The following is a 16,257-nucleotide window of genomic DNA, read 5'->3' as shown; positions in this document are numbered from 1 at the left end:
TTCTCACGAGCACCCGAGAAGGGGCGTGACGACCCTCGGTCGTCACGCCCCTTCTCGGGTGTCCAGAGGCCCGCACCTCGGCGTGGGCCCCGCCCCGATCACTCGACGTCGAGCGACGGCCCGGACCCCCGCCTGTTCACCAGGTGATCCGACTTACCCTGGTAGACGATGCCCAGACTCGCCCGCACCACGGCCCCCGCACTGCTCGTGCTCGTGGCGTTCGCGTCCCTCCTCGCCGCCCTGAAGTTCGGCGGGGCGGCCGACGCGCCCCTCGTCGTCGACCCCGGCGAGGTCGTCCGCTACGGCCTGCCGATGGCCAAGATGCTCGGCAACGTCGGGGCGGCGCTGACCATCGGCACGCTCTTCCTGACCTGCTTCGCCCTGAGCAAGCGCGAGAGCGAGTACGACCGCGCCATGGACGTCGCGGCCGCTGCCGCCGGCTTCTGGGCGGTCGCCTCGGCGGTCACCACGTTCTTCACGTTCCTCAGCGTCGCCAACGTGCCGGTCACCTTCGACGACCAGTTCGGGCGCACGCTCGCGTTCTTCCTGACGAACACCGAGCTCGGCACCGCCTGGCTCGTCACGACGCTCGTCGCGGCGACCGTGACCGTGCTCTGCTTCGTCGTCCGCAACATCTGGCTGGTCGTCGCCGTGACCGTGCTCGCCGCCGGCGGGCTCATCCCCATCGCCGAGCAGGGCCACGCGGCCGGCACGAGCGGCCACGACGCCGCCGTCACCGACCTCGCCCTGCACCTCGTCGGCGCCTCGGTCTGGCTGGGCGGCCTGCTCGCCATCGTGCTGCTGCGCGGCCACCTCTCGAGCGGGCGCCTGGCGATCGTGCTCGCGCGCTACTCGAGCGTGGCGATCGTCTGCTTCGTGGTCGTCGCGGTCTCGGGCATCGGCAGCGCCGCGATCCGCATCGGCGACTGGTCGGCCCTCACGTCGGGCTACGGCGTGCTCGTGCTGGTCAAGACGTTCGCGCTCGTCGCCCTGGGCCTGTTCGGCGTGGTGCAGCGACGCTGGCTCGTCGGTCGCCTCGCGACCCACCCCAAGGCCACCGCGAAGCCGTTCTGGTGGTTCGTCACCGCCGAGCTCGCGTTCATGGGCCTGGCGTCGGGCGTCGCGGCCGCGCTGGCCCGCACGGCCACCCCGGTCGAGCAGGTCGCCGCCACCGACCTGGCCGACCCGACGCCCGCGGTCATCCTCACCGAGGAGGCGCTCCCGCCCGAGCTGACGCCGCTGCGCTACCTCACCGAGTGGAACGTCGACCTGCTCTGGGGCCTGCTCTGCGCCTTCGGCGTCTTCTTCTACCTGGCCGGCGTCGTGCGCCTGCACCGCCGCGGCGACCGGTGGCCGATCGGGCGCACGGTCTCGTGGGTGGCCGGCCTCGCCGTGCTGTTCTACATCACCTGCGGCGCCCCGAACGTCTACGAGGAGTACCTGTTCAGCACCCACATGCTCGCGCACATGGCGCTCGGCATGCTGGTACCCGTGCTGCTCGTGCCGGGTGCGCCGGTGACGCTCGCGCTGCGCACCGTCAAGAAGCGCACCGACGGCACGCGGGGCGGCCGCGAGTGGATCATGATCCTCGTGCACTCGCGCGCGGCGACCGTGGTCAGCAACCCGATCGTCTCGGCCGTGCTGTTCGCCGGCTCGCTCTGGGCGTTCTACTACACGCCGCTGTTCAGCTGGGCGACGACGACCCACGTCGGCCACTACTGGATGATCGTGCACTTCGTCATCACCGGCTACCTCTTCGTGCAGTCGATGATCGGCATCGACCCGGTCAAGGGTCGGCTGCCCTACCCCGCACGGCTCGTCGTGCTGCTCGCGACCATGGCGTTCCACGCGTTCTTCGGCCTGGGCATCATGAGCGCGTCCGGTCTCTTCCTGGCCGACTGGTACGGCGCCATGGGTCGCACCTGGGGCGCGACGCCGATGCAGGACCAGTACGTCGCCGGCGGCATCGCCTGGAGCGTGGGCGAGATCCCCACGATCATCATGGCGATCGCGGTCGCGATCATGTGGCAGCGCAGCGACGGCCGCGAGGCGGTGCGCAAGGACCGCCAGGCCGACCGCGACGACGACGCCGAGCTCAGGGCGTACAACGAGCAGCTCGAGGCGCTGTCGCACCAGCGCGAGCGCACCCGCTGACCTGCTGACCCCGGCCCGCGCCCGGGGTGCGGGCCGCAGCGCACCGCGTTCCGTGCACGGCACCGCGACTAGTCGGGGTGCGGTGCACGAAACGCGGTGTGGTGCGAGCCGGGTGGGTGCGGGGTGGGTGCGGGGCCGAGGAGGCGCGGGTCGGGCTACGCGAGCATCTCGCGCACCAGCGGCACGACCTTCGTGCCGTACAGCTCGATGCTGCGCATCATGAGCTCGTGCGGCAGGCGCCCCATGCTGTACCGCATGTCGAAGCGCGTCGCGCCGAGCAGGCGCATGTTCTGCGCGATCTTCGTCGCGACGGTCTCGGGCGAGCCCACGTAGAGCGCCCCGGTCGAGCTGGCGCTGGCCTCGTACTGCGCGCGGCTGTAGGGGGGCCAGCCGCGTTCGCGACCGAGCTGGTTCGTCTGCTCCTCTTGGTACGGGAACAGCGCCTCCTTGGCTTCCGCGTCGGTCTCGGCCACGAAACCGGGCGAGTGCATCGCGATCGGCTGCGACTCGTGGCCGAACTCGCCGAGCGCGCGGCGGTAGAGGTCGGCGTAGGGCGCGAACTGGGCGGGCTGCCCGCCGATGATCGCGAGGAAGAGCGGGAACCCGTAGTGCGCCGCGCGGATGACCGACTGCGGCGACCCGCCCACGCCGACCCAGGTGCGGATCGAGCCGCCCTCGGTCTTCGGGTACACCTCTTGCGCGTCGAGGCCGGCGCGCACGGTGCCCGACCAGGTGGTCGGGCCTTCTTTCAGCAGCTCGGCGAAGAGCTGGATCTTCTCCTCGAAGAGCACCTCGTAGTCCTGCAGGTCGAGGCCGAAGAGCGGGAACGACTCGGTGAACGAGCCGCGGCCCAGGATGACCTCGGCGCGGCCGTTCGAGACGGCGTCGACCGTGGCGAAGCGCTGGAACACCCGCACGGGGTCGTCCGAGCTGAGCACCGTGACGGCCGAACCCATGCGGATGGTCTCGGTGCGGGCGGCGATCGCGGCGAGGACGACCTCGGGGGCCGAGACGGCGAAGTCCTTGCGGTGGTGCTCGCCGACGCCGATGAAGTCGAGGCCGACCCGGTCGGCGAGGACGGCCTGCTCGACCAGGTTGCGGATGGCCTCGGCGTGCGTGACCGGGCTGCCGTCGAGGCGGTCGGTGATGTCGCCGAAGGTGTCGAGGCCGAACTCGAGGGGGTGTGCCATGCGGGTGATCTCCTGATTCATACGTTTGCATCATTCTAGCCGGTCGAGACCGGCAACGGGAGGGGGCGACGGGGCCGCGGGTCGACCCCCTTGACCGGGGGGTGTCGGGTCGGATAGACAGGACTCGCATGACAACGCTGTCATCGACGACACGCGTCGCTCGTCGTGCATCGCGAGTCGCCCCGACCGGGCGACCGCACCCGAGATCACGGGATCGAACCCCAGGAGAGTGACGATGGCGTCAGGTCGTGTCCAGGTCATCCGGCAGCGCGGGGGCGCACGCTGGGTCGCACGAGCGAGACGGGCGGGGGTGATGACGACGGCGACGGCACTGGCCCTGACGGGCACGCTCGTGGGGGCGGGCCCCGCGAACGCGGCCGACGGCGGCGGCGACGCCGACACCCGCCGGGCCGTGGCCGCCGGCAGCGACTGGCGCACGAGCTTCGAGGCCGCCGACGCGCAGCCGCTGGCCAGCACGCCCTTCGGCGAGCCGGTCAACGTCACCGGTTCGACCGGCTTCGCGCCCGGCAGCCTGCTCGGTCACGTCACCGACGTCTCGGCCAGCGCCGAGAACGGCCCGGGCGAGGTCGCGGTCAACCTGTCGGACGGCAACCCGGCGAGCAAGTGGCTGGCCTTCGAGCCCACCGCCCGCATCACGTACCTGCTCGACTCGCCGCAGACCGCGGCGACCTGGTCGCTGACGAGCGCGAACGACGCCCCCACCCGCGACCCCCGCGACGTGACCCTGCTCGGCTCGACCGACGGCGGCGCGACCTGGACGACGGTCGACCAGCGGGCCGGCACCGCCTTCGCCGGGCGCGGCACGACCGTCGACTTCGCCGTCCCCGCGCCGGCCGCCTACGACGCGTACCGACTCGACATCACGGCCAACGGCGGGGCCGGCCTGACCCAGCTCGCCGACTGGACGCTGAACGACGGGACCGACGCCGCGCCTCCCGCCGGTCCGATGGTGACCGTCGTGGGCTCGGGCCCGGTCAGCGGCCCGAACATGAAGCCGGGCGCCGGCTTCAGCGGCACGAAGTCGCTGCGCTACGCGGGCGAGCACACCGCCGCCGGGCCCGCCTCGGCCAGCAACGTGCTCTACGACGGCCTCGACCTGGCCATCGGCGAGAGCAGCGAGTTCTCGTACAAGGTCTTCCCCGAGCTGGGCGGAGACCTGCAGTACCCGGCGACCTACGCGGCCGTCGACCTCGTGCTCTCGGACGGCTCGCGCGTCAGCGCCGCCGACGGCGTCGTCGACGCCCACGGCGAGGGCGTCTCGGCCGCCGCCCAGGGGTCGTCGAAGATCCTCTACGCCGACCAGTGGAACTCGGTGCGCATCCCCCTCGGCGACCTCGCCGGGAAGACCGTCGAGTCGGTCGTCTTCACCTACGACAACGCCGGAGGCACCGCCGACACGCGCTTCCAGGGCTGGATCGACGACCTCGACCTCGACCCGGCACCCGCCCGGGTGGACGGGTCGAGCCTGGTGGAGCACGTCGACACGCGTCGCGGGACCAACTCGACGGGCAGCTTCAGCAGGGGCAACGACATCCCGGCGGCGACGGTGCCGAACGGCTTCAACTTCTGGACGCCGATGACGAACGCGTCGAGCCAGACCTGGCTCTACGACTACGCCCGCGGCAACGACGCGTCGAACCTGCCCACCCTGCAGGGCATCGGCGTCTCGCACGAGCCGAGCCCGTGGATGGGCGACCGCAACCAGCTCGCGATCCTGCCCTCGACGACGGCCGCCGGGGCCGGAGGCGCGGGCGCGCCGGACGCGACGCTCACCACCCGTGCCCTGTCGTTCGACCACGGCGACGAGATCGCCCGACCCGACCTCTACGCCGTGCAGACCACCAGCGGGCTCGAGGCCGCCGTCACCCCGACCGATCACGGCGCCGTGATGCGCTTCGCGTTCCCCGAGACCGCCGGCACCGACCCGGCGAGCGCCGCCCGCACGGGCAGCGTCATCGTCGACCGCGTGGCCGGAACGTCCGGCCTGGTCGTCTCGGCCGACGGCACGGTCAGCGGGTGGGTCGAGGGCGGCTCTGGCCTGTCGACGGGCGCGACGCGCATGTTCGTCAGCGGCACGTTCGACCGCACGCCCACCTCGGTGGGCCTGCCGGCCGGTGACCGCGACGGCGCGCAGTACGCGTCGTTCGACGCCTCGGCGACCAGCGCCTCCGGAAGCCCCGCCGGCGTCGTCGAGCTGCGGCTCGCGACGTCGTTCATCTCGCTCGAGCAGGCGACCCGCAACCTCGACCTCGAGGTCACCGGGCGCAGCTTCGACGAGGTGCAGGCCGACGCCGCCCGCCAGTGGGACGACCGGCTCGGCGTCATCACCGTGAAGGGGGCCCGCGACGACCAGCTCGCGACCCTGTACGGCAGCCTCTACCGGCTGAACATGTACCCGAACTCGCAGTTCGAGAACACCGGCACGGCCGCGGCGCCCGACTACCGCTACGCCAGCCCCGTGGCACCGGTGCAGGGCACCGCGACCGACACGACCACGAACGCGCAGGTGAAGAGCGGCAAGGTCTACGTCAACAACGGCTTCTGGGACACCTACCGCACCGTGTGGCCCGCCTACTCGATGCTCTACCCCGACGTCGCGAGCGACCTCATGGACGGCTTCGTGCAGATGTACCGCGACTCGGGCTGGATCGCCCGCTGGTCGAGCCCCGGCTACGCCGACCTGATGACGGGCACGAGCTCGGACGTCGCGTTCGCCGACGCCTACGTCAAGGGCGCGGTCGACGGCCCTCTCGCGCTCGAGGCCTACGACGCCGCGTTGAAGAACGCGTCGGTCCAGCCGACCGAGAGCGGCGTGGGGCGCAAGGGCCTCGACCAGTCGCTCTTCCTCGGCTACACGCCGGCCACGACGGGCGAGAGCGTCTCGTGGGGGCTCGAGGGCCACATCAACGACTTCGGGCTCGGGCAGATGGCGGCGAAGCTCGCCGACGACCCCGCCACCCCGGAGGCGCGGCGTGCGCAGCTGAAGGAGGAGTCGGCCTGGCTGCTCGACCGCGCCCGCGAGTACGGGTCGCTGTTCGACCCGTCGATCGGCTTCTTCCAGGCCCGCAACGCCGACGGCACGTTCCAGCAGGCCGCGGACGCCTACGACCCCGAGTCGTGGGGCGGCGCCTACACCGAGACGAACGGCTGGAACTTCGCCTTCCACGCGCCGTTCGACGTCGCCGGGCTCGCCGCGCTGTACGGCGGCTCGGACGGCCTCGACGCCAAGCTCGCCGAGTTCTACGGCACCCCCGAGGAGGCGGACAAGCCCGGCGGCTACGGCGGCGTGATCCACGAGATGGTGGAGGCGCGCGACGTGCGCATCGGTCAGCTCGGCATGAGCAACCAGGTGTCGCACCACATCCCCTACATCTCGGCCGCCAACGGCGACCCGGCGACGACCCAGCGGGTGGTGCGCGAGATCACGCAGCGCCTGTTCGTCGGCAGCGACATCGGCCAGGGCTACCCCGGCGACGAGGACAACGGCGAGATGTCGTCGTGGTTCGTGTTCTCGGCGCTCGGCTTCTACCCGCTCGCCATGGGCACCGACTCGTACACGATCGGTTCGCCGCTCTTCGACGAGGCGACGTTGCACCTCGCGTCGGGCGGGACGTTCACGGTGCGTGCCGAGGGCAACTCGAACGACGCCGTCTACGTGCAGTCGGCCCGCCTGAACGGTGAGGCGATCGACACCGCCTCGCTGTCGCAGGCGGCCGTCGCCGCCGGCGGGACGCTCGACCTCACCATGGGCACGACGCCGAGCACGTGGGCGGCGCACGCCCCCGAGCCGGTCGACGTGCCCACGCCGCTGGTCGACGCCACGACGCCCGGCCAGGGCGTGCTGACCTCGAGCGACGGCACCACGCTCGACCGCCTGGTCGACGACTCGGCGGTCACGCCCGTGACGTTCGACCTGCCGGACGCCGCCGTCACCTGGCGGTCGGCCTCGGGGCCGGTCACGGTCTCGCGCTACACGCTGACGAACGGGCCGACCGGCTCGGCGGCACCCACCGGGTGGACGCTCGAGGGCTCGACGGACGGCACCACCTGGCTGCCGCTCGACGAGCGCACCGGGCAGACCTTCCCGTCGGCGCTGCAGACCCGGCCGTTCACCGTCACCGACCCGCGTCCGTTCAGTTGGTACCGGATCTCGACGACCGGCACCACCGACGGCCGGGCGGCGACGCTGTCCGAGCTCGAGCTGATGGCCGACACCACGGCGACCGGCGGGGAGTTCACCCTCAACGGCAAGCCGGGGCTGAGCATCGAGGCGGGGACCGCGTTCGCGGGCTCCGTGGCGACGGTGACCAGCGCCTCCTCGTCCGGGACCACCGTGCCCGACGGGCTCGTGGCGACGGTCGACTGGCTCGACGGCCGGGGGCCGCAGGCGGCGACGCTCACCGCGACGGCGCTCGGCGGCTGGGACGTCGAGGCACCCGCGACGACCTTCGACGCACCGGGCACCTACACGGCCATCGTCACCGCGACCGACGGCACCGACTCGGCCAGCACCACGGTCGACCTCGCCGTCACCCGGACCGCCCCGACCCTCGTGGGCGCGTTCGACAGCGTCTGCCTCGGCGAACCGGGCCAGGCCGCGAACTGCGACTACCTGCAGAACGGGTTCTCCCGTCCGTCGCTGGCCGACGCCGGCTTCGTGCAGGGGACCACGGTCGCCGTGCCCGGCACCGCGCTCGACTTCGACCTGCCGGCCATCCCGGCGGGCGAGCCCGACAACGCGACCGGCGCCGGCCAGGTGCTGCCCCTGCACCTCGGCGACGACGTGACGCAGCTGTCGGTGATCGGCACCGCGAACGAGCGGGCGCAACAGACGGTCGGCACGCTCACCTTCGACGACGGCAGCACCCAGCCGTTCCCGATCGAGTTCGGCGACTGGACGGCGGGCGTCACCACGCCGGCCTTCGGCAACGTGGTCGTCGCGACCTCGCAGGGGCGGACGAACGGGGCGAACGGCTCGGACGGCGCCGTCGCCGGGGTCTACGCCACGGCACCGGTCACCCTGCCCGTGGGCAAGACGGCCGTGTCGCTGACGCTGCCGGTGCAGACGGGCGACCCCCGGGCCGCCGGACGCATCCACGTGTTCGCGCTGGCGACGGACGGGACGCGCCTCGCGCCTCCGGCCGACCTCGCGGTGACCGGCAGCACGGCGGGGCTCTCGGGCACCGCGGGCACCGAGGTCACGGGTGCGCTGGCCACGGTGACCGGCGGTGCGGACGGCGTCGACGCCGTGCCGGCCGACGGCACCGTGACCGCGACCGTCAACTGGGGCGACGGCACGGCCGTCACCCCGGGCACGGTCTCGGGCGGCGTCGTCTCGGGGACACACGCCTACGCGCTGCCGGGCAGCTACACCGTCACGGTCACGGCCGACGACGGACGCTCGAGCGCGGCGGGCACGACGACCGTCGCGGTCGCGGCGGCTCCGGTCGACCCGGGGCCCGGGACGGGCGAGCCCGGAGAGCCCGGCACGCCCGGCGACCCCGGCACGCCCGGCGACCCCGGGACGCCCGGCGAGCCCGGGACGCCCGGCGAGCCCGGTGATCCGGTCGTCTACGCGCCCTCTCTGCGGGTGCTGGCCGGGTCCGCGACGCGCGGCACGGTCGTGCCGGTCGACGGCGACGGGTTCGCGCCGAACGAGACGGTCGCGCTGACCCTGTTCAGCGACCCGATCGCGCTCGGCACGGTGACCGCCGACGCGGACGGCATCGTCCGCGGCTCGTTCACCGTCCCGGCCGACGCCACCACGGGCGCCCACGAGGTCGAGGCCCTGGGAGGCACGTCGCAGGTGGCCGTGCGCGTCGCGTTCGGTGTCGTCGACGTGGCGCCGGCCGACACGGGTGCGGCGCCGGTGCGACCCGGCTCGTACGACGGCGACCTCGCCTACACGGGCGGCACCGTCGGACGGCCGCTCGACGCGGGCGTGCTGGCCGGCATCCTGCTGGCCGCGGGCGCCCTCGCGCTCGGCATCGAGGCGACCCGTCGCCGCCGCCGCTCGCTGCTCGGGGCGGACACCCTGTAGCGGCCGGGCGGCCCGCCGCCCGGCCCACGACGACGACCCTCGGCCCTCCGGCCGGGGGTCGTCGCCGGTCGGGGGCGTCGCCATGCGTGGGGCGCCGTCGTGCGTGGGGCGTCGTCGTGCGTGGGGCGTCGCCGTGCGTGGGGCGTCGCCGTGTTCGGTGTCGGTCGGGGGTGGCCGTCGGTCGACGGCTCAGCGCCAGCCGACCCCCGGGCCGACCTCGCCCGAGCCGCGCGGCACGAGCGTCGTGGGGATGACGACCCGCCGGGCCGCCCGCTCACGCCCGGGCCCGGTGGGTTCGAGCGCGAGGCGCGCGGCCTCGCGTCCCATCTCGCAGGGTTCGTGCGACACGACGGTGACGCCCAGCAGGTCGGCGAGCTCGAAGTCGTCGAACCCGACGAGGGCAGGAGGCGCGGCGAGGCCCCGCAACGCCGAGAGCGCCCCGATCGTCACCCGGTTGTTGCTCGTGAAGACGGCGGTCGGCGGCTCGGGCGACGAGAGCAGGTCGCGCATGCCGCTGCGGGCCGACGCGGCGTCGTGGCGGTCCTCGCGCACCCACTCGCGCCAGCCGGTGACGCCCGCGGCGTCGAGCGCCTCGCCGTACCCGGTCAACCGTTCGAGGTGCGTCGACAGCCGCGAGTAGTCGCCCACGAAGCCGATCCGACGGTGGCCGTGGGCCAGGAGGTGCTCGACCGCGACCCGGGCGCCCGCGGCGCTGTCGAGCAGCACGGCGTCCGCCTGCAGGCCGACGGGCGGGCGGTCGACGAACACGACGCGCACGCCGCGCTCCTGGAGCACCCCCATGTCGACGTGGGAGGCGCGGGTCGACGCCACGACGAGCGCCCGCACCTGCCGCGACACCAGCTCGTCGACGAGCTCGCGCTCGCGTGCGCCGTCCTCGTCGGTGCTGGCGACCACCAGCTGCATGCCGTGCCCGCGGAGCTCCTGCTCGAGACCGGACGCGATCGCGGCGTAGAACGGGTTGGCGAGGTCGCCCGTGACGAAGCCGACGACCGTCGAGCGGATGCCCCGTCGCAGCATGCTCGCCGGCCCGTTGAGGCGGAAGGCGAGCCCTTCGGCCGCGCGCACCACGCGGCGGCGGGTCTCGTCCGCGACGTGCGGCTCGCCGTTCAGGGCGCGGGACGCCGTCTTGAGGCTGACCCCCGCCCGCGCGGCGACGTCGACGAGGGTCGCCGGAGGCCGCGCCCCGTCGACCACGTCATCGCCCGCCACGTCCTCGCCAGCCACGGGCTCAGTATGGCAGCGGCGCCTCTGGGGCCGCGGTGCACCGCGCGTGCCGCGGGGGGCCCGCCGCCCGGGGCGGGTCGCACCACCGCCGCGTCGTCGAACCACGCACGAGGGTGGTTCCGCGACGCGAGCGTGGTGCGACCCGAGGCACGCACCCGGCTCGCGACCCGAGGGCCGTCGCGGGTCAGAGCCGGTCGAGCGGGTTCGCCGCGATCCGGTCGCGCATGCCCGCGCGGATGGTCCGTGCGGCCTCGGACCCGGGCTTGCGGTGCGCCTGCGCCGAGACCAGCCCGCCGAACTCGACGCCGAAGCCGTCACGCGGCAGGCGTCCGACCAGGGCTCCGAGCAGCTCGACCGGCCAGTCGTCGCCGCCCACCCCCGACACGTCGAGGCTCGTCGCCCGCTCGAGCAGGTGCCCCTCGACGTCGAGGTCGGCCGACACCGCGGGCCACATGTGCCGCACGATCACGTCGACGAGCCTCTGCGCCCGCTCGGCCGACCAGCCCGCCCCCGACGCGAACACGCGGGCGACCTCCGCCCCGGCCCGCTCGAACGGCTCGGCGTGGCTGTCGAAGGGGGCGGCGAGTCCCACGTCGTGCAGCGCCGCCGCCACGAACAGCAACTCGTGGTCGAACGCGAGCCCCTCCCGGCGGCCGAGGTCGACGGCGAGCGCCGCCGACCGTCGGCTGTGCGCGAGCAGGGCCGGGCTCGACACCACCGCGGCGGCCTCGAGCGCCCGGGCGGCGACGGACGAAGGAGGCGCGAGCACCTCGTCGAGGAGGGCGGCGGTCGGTCGGGGCTCGGTGGTCATGGCAGGAACCCTACGAGTGGACAGGTCCTGCCACGAGTGGCAGTCTGGCCACCACCCGTCGACATCCCGCCACGCTCGGATGCCGCCTCGCTCGCCCGTTCCGCCACCCAGCCACCCTCGCCCGCACCGCCCCGCCGCCACACCGCCACACCGCCACACCGCCACGAAGTGGACACGACGCCACGAGAAGACGTGGCGCCGTGTCCACTCCGTGGCGTCGTGCGGCTCGTCCCCCCTCAGGAGCCACCATGCCCCCGTTCCGCACCGTCGCCACGATCGTCGCCGACGGCGTCGCCCCCTTCGAGTTCGGGGTGCTCTGCGAGGTGTTCGGCCTCGACCGGACCGACGAGGGCGCGCCTCCGTTCGAGCACCGCATCGTGACCGAGCGACCCGGGCTCGTGCGGACGAACCAGGGCTTCTCGATCACGGTCGACCTCGGCTTGGACGCGGCGACCGACGCCGACGTCGTCTGCGTGCCCGCCCTGTGGAACCGGCCCGACCGGGCCGAGCTCGTCTCGCCGGCCGTCCGCGAGCTGCTCGTCGCGGCCGAGGCGCGCGGGGCCTGGCTGCTCAGCGTCTGCAGCGGCGCCTTCGTGCTGGCCGAGGCCGGGCTGCTCGACGGCCGACGGGCGACGACGCACTGGCGGTACTCGGACGCGCTGCGGCGGGCCCACCCCGCCGTCGACGTGGACCCCGACGTGCTCTTCGTCGAGGACCGTCGCGTCATCACGAGCGCGGGCACCGCGGCCGGCATCGACGCCTGCCTGCACCTGGTCCGACGCGAGCACGGAGCCGCCGCGGCGAACGTGATCGCCCGTCGGATGGTCGTGCCGCCGCACCGCGACGGCGGCCAGAGCCAGTTCGTCAAGACGCCGCTGCCGGTCGAGGTCGACGACTCGCTCGCGCCGCTGACGGACTGGATGCTCGGACACCTCCGCGACGACCTGAGCATCGAGGGGTTGGCCGCGAGGGCGCACATGTCGCCGCGCACGTTCGCCCGGCGGTTCAAGGCCGAGCTGGGGGCGACGCCCGGGGCGTGGCTCACCCGCCAGCGCCTCCTGCGGTCGCAGGAGCTGCTCGAGGCGACGGGCCTCGGCATCGACGCGATCGCCGACGAGGCCGGCTTCGGCTCGGCGGCCGTCCTGCGGCACCACTTCGCCCGCGTGCTCGGCACGACGCCGCGCGCCTACCGCGCGACCTTCGGTGGCGCCGACGTGCTCGACCTCGAGCGGGCGGGTGCCGCCACGGCGTGAACGGGACCGTCCCCGACGGGCCGACCCGCGCCTCCTACTCGAACGTCAGCTCGTCGGCCGTGCTGATGCGCATGAGGTACGTGACGGTGAACGGGACGTCCTCGTCGATCGTGTACCGCTTGCCGTCGAAGAGGGACTGGGCGCCGACGACGAGGTGGGCGGTGCCGGCGACGCCGGGCACCTGCCACTGCCCGGACGGACCGGGCACGATCGAGACGACGGGGTGCACGGGAACCGTCCACGTCGGGTCGTCGGTGACCCGGTCGTCGACCTGTCGGCCGAACGGGCACCCGGCCGGCAGCAGCACCTGCTGCGTCACGCACTGCTCGTCGAGCTGGCGGTCGACCATGTCTTGCACGGCCTCGACGAACGCGGCCCGTGGCTGGACCTCGACCGCGACGCCCGAGGTGGCCCCGACGGAGACGACGTCGGCCTCGACGGTCGGCGCCTCGAGGTACTCGGACGAGTGGCCCAGCTCGAACCGCGACGGGGCGAGCACCGTGAAGCGGGTCGCGACGTCGGGGGCGTCGGTCGTGACCTCGCGGCCGTCGACCGTGAAGCGGGCGTCGTGCTGCGGCGTCACGTCGAGCGAGGCGGTCGGCGCCTGCACGAAGCGCCACGCGTGGAACAGCCCGAACCGGGTGCCCGCCCGCTGCACGACGAACTGGGACTGCGCCGGCGCCTCGGCGGTGGCCGACGTGCCCCGCATCGAGTACGACAGCGTGATCGCGTGGACGTCGTCACCGAGGTCGACGTCGCCCACCTCGGTCACGTCCTCGACGCCGCCGAGCGAGGGCACCTCGAGCAGCGAGTCGGCCAGCTGGTCGGTCGGCGTGACGCCCGCGAGCGTCAACGCGCTCGACGTGTCGCCCCGGTCGACCGCCGCCACGTAGCCGCGGGCGAACCCGGCGGCGCTGTAGACGGTCGCGTTCAGCGCCACGACCGTGACCCAGAAACCGATCAGCACGAAGAGCAGCGCCCCGCCCCAGATGGCGACGAACGGCCAGCCGAGCGACGGGCGCGTCCCCTCCCCCACAGACGACGACATGACGACAACAATAGGAGGCGCGGGTCACGGAGAGCCGAGCGTCGCCTCGGTCGCGGGTAGATTGGTGCCCTCCCCACCCCCTGTCGAAAGGTGCTCGTCGTCGTGAGCGTGGCCCTCTCCGCCGAACAGCAGGCGCTGTACGACGCGATCGAGAACACCCGCGAGCACATCTTCGTCACGGGTCGGGCGGGCACGGGCAAGTCGACGCTGCTGAACCACCTGTCGTGGAACACCTCGAAGCAGATCGTCATCTGCGCCCCCACCGGCGTCGCCGCGCTCAACGTCGGCGGCCAGACGATCCACTCGCTGTTCCGCCTCTCGGTCGGGTTGATCGCCGACCACGACATCGAGCAGAACGCCGAGCTGCGCAAGCTGCTCAACACCATCGACACCCTGGTCATCGACGAGGTCTCGATGGTCAACGCCGACCTGATGGACGCGATCGACCGCTCGCTCCGCCAGGCCCGGCAGCGCAAGCACGAGCCGTTCGGCGGCGTGCAGGTGGTGCTGTTCGGCGACCCGTACCAGCTGCCGCCGGTGCCGGGCGACGCCGAAGAGCGCGAGTACTTCCGCGACAACTACCGGTCGATGTGGTTCTTCGACGCCAAGGTGTGGGCCGAGGCGAGCCTGCGCATCTACGAGCTCGCGTTCATCCACCGGCAGACCGAGGGCGACTTCAAAGAGATGCTCAACGCCGTGCGGCACGGCCGCGTCACGGCCGAGATCGCGGGTGCGCTCAACGCCGCGGGTGCTCGACCGGTGCCGACCGACGGCGGGGCCATCACGCTCGCCACCCGCAACGACACCGTCAACCGCATCAACAAGGTCGAGCTCGACCGACTGTCGGGCAAGGTGATGACGGCCAAGGCCGAGGTCAGCGGTGAGTTCGGCGGTCGGGCCTACCCGGCCGACGAGGCGCTCGAGCTCAAGGTCGGGGCGCGGGTGATGTTCCTGCGCAACGACTCCGAGCAGCGCTGGGTGAACGGCACCACGGGCGTGGTCACCCGGGTGCGCGACACCGTCTTCGTCGAGGTCGACGGCGAGGTGCACGAGGTGCAACCCGTCGTGTGGGAGAAGCACAAGTACTCGTACTCGGCGACCACCAAGCAGCTCAAGAAAGACGTCGTGGCCGAGTTCACGCAGTTCCCGCTGCGCCTCGCCTGGGCCGTGACGATCCACAAGTCGCAGGGCAAGACCTACGACCGGGCCGTCGTCGACCTCGGCTCGCGGGTGTTCAGCGCCGGGCAGACCTACGTCGCCCTGAGTCGCATCACCTCGCTCGACGGCCTCTACCTCTCACGCCCGTTGCGGCCGGCCGACATCATCGTCGACCTCGACGTGCGCCGGTTCATGAGCGAGGCGTCGCGCGTGCCCGCGATCCAGGCCGCCGCGGACGCCCGCGGTGGCGGCGACGCGGCCCACGCGAGCGAGCAGAGCTCGGGCGCGAGCGCGAACGACGCACGACCGCCGCGGGCTGAGCGCGCGACCGGTGCGGGCGACCGTCCTGTCGGCGCGAAGGGCCGCACGGCCGCCGCGGGCTGAGCGCCGGGCCCGCGCCTCGGGTCAGACGGCGGCCTTCGCGGCGGCGAGGTCGGCGAACAGCTCGGTGCTGAACCGGTAGGCGGCGCAGACCTCGTCGAGCACGCGCTCGCGCTCGGCGGCGGACCACGCGACGGCGTCGAGCTGACGGCGGTAGGTCGTCTTGAACGACTTCGGCTCGGCGATCTCGGCGAAGAGGAAGAACCCGACGCCGTTGGTGTCGAACCCGAACCGTCGCTGCAGGATGCTGCGGATGAGGTGCCCACCCGACAGGTCGCCGAGGCACCGCGTGTAGTGGTGCGCGATGAAGCCGCCGGCCCAGCTCGACGCCCGGTCGATGCGGTCGACGTAGGCGCGGGTCGTCGGCAGCGGCGACACGAGTGCCCGCCAGTCGTCGCCGAGCAAGAACGCCAGGTCGGCCTCGATGGCCGGCAGCCGGGTCAACCCCGGAGCGAGGAACGGTGCCACGACCGGGTCGCCCGACCACCGCTCGGCGGCGTCCTCGAGTGCGGAGTAGACGAAGAAGTGCTGGGCCAACAGCTGCACGTAGTCGTCGCGCGTGCCGCGGCCGATCAGCAGGTCGGTCATGAACGAGCAGCCGACGTCGGCCGGCACGCGCTCGGCCGTGCGCTCGCGTACCGCCTCGGAGAAGGGGATGACGACGGTCATGGTGCGCACCTCCTGGGTGACCTCGGTTAGGTGACCCTAACCATAGTCAAGGAGGCGCGGTGCCGGTAGCCCCCCGGCGACGATCCCCATGGACCTGCAGGTGGCCCGCACGCCCCGGACGGCATGCCGACTGCGCGTCACCCCGTCATCCGGCGCAAACACCCTGCCTAGGCAAATCGCTCAGCGCCGCTTCGCGGGGTGTGGCACGTGTGCGCGTCGCCCCACCCCCACGACCGGCGAAAAACACCCTGCCTAGGCAAATCGCTCAGCGCCGCTTCGCGGGGTGC

The 16,257-nt window shown here is 73.2% G+C and carries 9 protein-coding genes; 4 read left to right on the top strand and 5 right to left on the bottom strand.

The genetic code is table 11. The features are described from left to right. Positions 1-168: 168 nt before the first annotated feature. Positions 169-2,154: a bifunctional copper resistance protein CopD/cytochrome c oxidase assembly protein gene (locus tag AC3CCI_RS08180; RefSeq protein WP_488626821.1), complete on the top strand. Its 1,986-nt coding sequence runs from the start codon at positions 169-171 to the stop codon at positions 2,152-2,154. 155 nt (positions 2,155-2,309) lie between these two features. Here AC3CCI_RS08180 and AC3CCI_RS08175 read toward each other — a convergent pair whose 3' ends face one another. Beyond that, positions 2,310-3,344 (bottom strand): LLM class flavin-dependent oxidoreductase, encoded by a 1,035-nt coding sequence (locus AC3CCI_RS08175; protein ID WP_354595349.1) that lies wholly within the window; start codon positions 3,342-3,344, stop codon positions 2,310-2,312. 313 nt (positions 3,345-3,657) lie between these two features. Here AC3CCI_RS08175 and AC3CCI_RS08170 point away from each other — a divergent pair, with 313 nt between their 5' ends. Continuing rightward, positions 3,658-9,405, top strand: coding sequence for a GH92 family glycosyl hydrolase (locus tag AC3CCI_RS08170; RefSeq protein ID WP_488626820.1), 5,748 nt, complete (start codon positions 3,658-3,660; stop codon positions 9,403-9,405). Between the two features lie 189 nt (positions 9,406-9,594). Here AC3CCI_RS08170 and AC3CCI_RS08165 read toward each other — a convergent pair whose 3' ends face one another. Then, positions 9,595-10,650 carry a LacI family DNA-binding transcriptional regulator gene (locus AC3CCI_RS08165; protein ID WP_488626819.1) on the bottom strand — a complete coding sequence of 352 codons (1,056 nt, stop codon included), beginning with the start codon at positions 10,648-10,650 and terminating at the stop codon, positions 9,595-9,597. Between the two features lie 184 nt (positions 10,651-10,834). Further along, the gene (locus AC3CCI_RS08160) at positions 10,835-11,461 is read right to left on the bottom strand and encodes an HD domain-containing protein (protein WP_488626818.1); all 627 of its coding nucleotides are present in this window, start codon (positions 11,459-11,461) and stop codon (positions 10,835-10,837) included. 248 nt (positions 11,462-11,709) lie between these two features. Between AC3CCI_RS08160 and AC3CCI_RS08155 the strand changes: the two genes are divergently transcribed. Beyond that, positions 11,710-12,714: a GlxA family transcriptional regulator gene (locus tag AC3CCI_RS08155; RefSeq protein ID WP_488626817.1), complete on the top strand. Its 1,005-nt coding sequence runs from the start codon at positions 11,710-11,712 to the stop codon at positions 12,712-12,714. 34 nt (positions 12,715-12,748) lie between these two features. Here the strand turns inward: AC3CCI_RS08155 and AC3CCI_RS08150 are convergent, their stop codons facing one another. Further along, entirely contained in the window at positions 12,749-13,762 is a 1,014-nt protein-coding gene (locus tag AC3CCI_RS08150) for a hypothetical protein (protein WP_488626816.1), read from the bottom strand. A 102-nt stretch (positions 13,763-13,864) separates the two neighbouring features. Between AC3CCI_RS08150 and AC3CCI_RS08145 the strand changes: the two genes are divergently transcribed. Next, positions 13,865-15,304: an ATP-dependent DNA helicase gene (locus AC3CCI_RS08145; RefSeq protein ID WP_488626815.1), complete on the top strand. Its 1,440-nt coding sequence runs from the start codon at positions 13,865-13,867 to the stop codon at positions 15,302-15,304. Between the two features lie 21 nt (positions 15,305-15,325). Here AC3CCI_RS08145 and AC3CCI_RS08140 read toward each other — a convergent pair whose 3' ends face one another. After that, the gene (locus AC3CCI_RS08140; protein ID WP_488626814.1) at positions 15,326-15,970 is read right to left on the bottom strand and encodes a biliverdin-producing heme oxygenase; all 645 of its coding nucleotides are present in this window, start codon (positions 15,968-15,970) and stop codon (positions 15,326-15,328) included. Positions 15,971-16,257 lie beyond the last annotated feature (287 nt).

It is taken from the genome of Frigoribacterium sp. CF331 (genome assembly GCF_057787905.1).
This window is presented reverse-complemented; position numbering and strand designations above follow the sequence as displayed.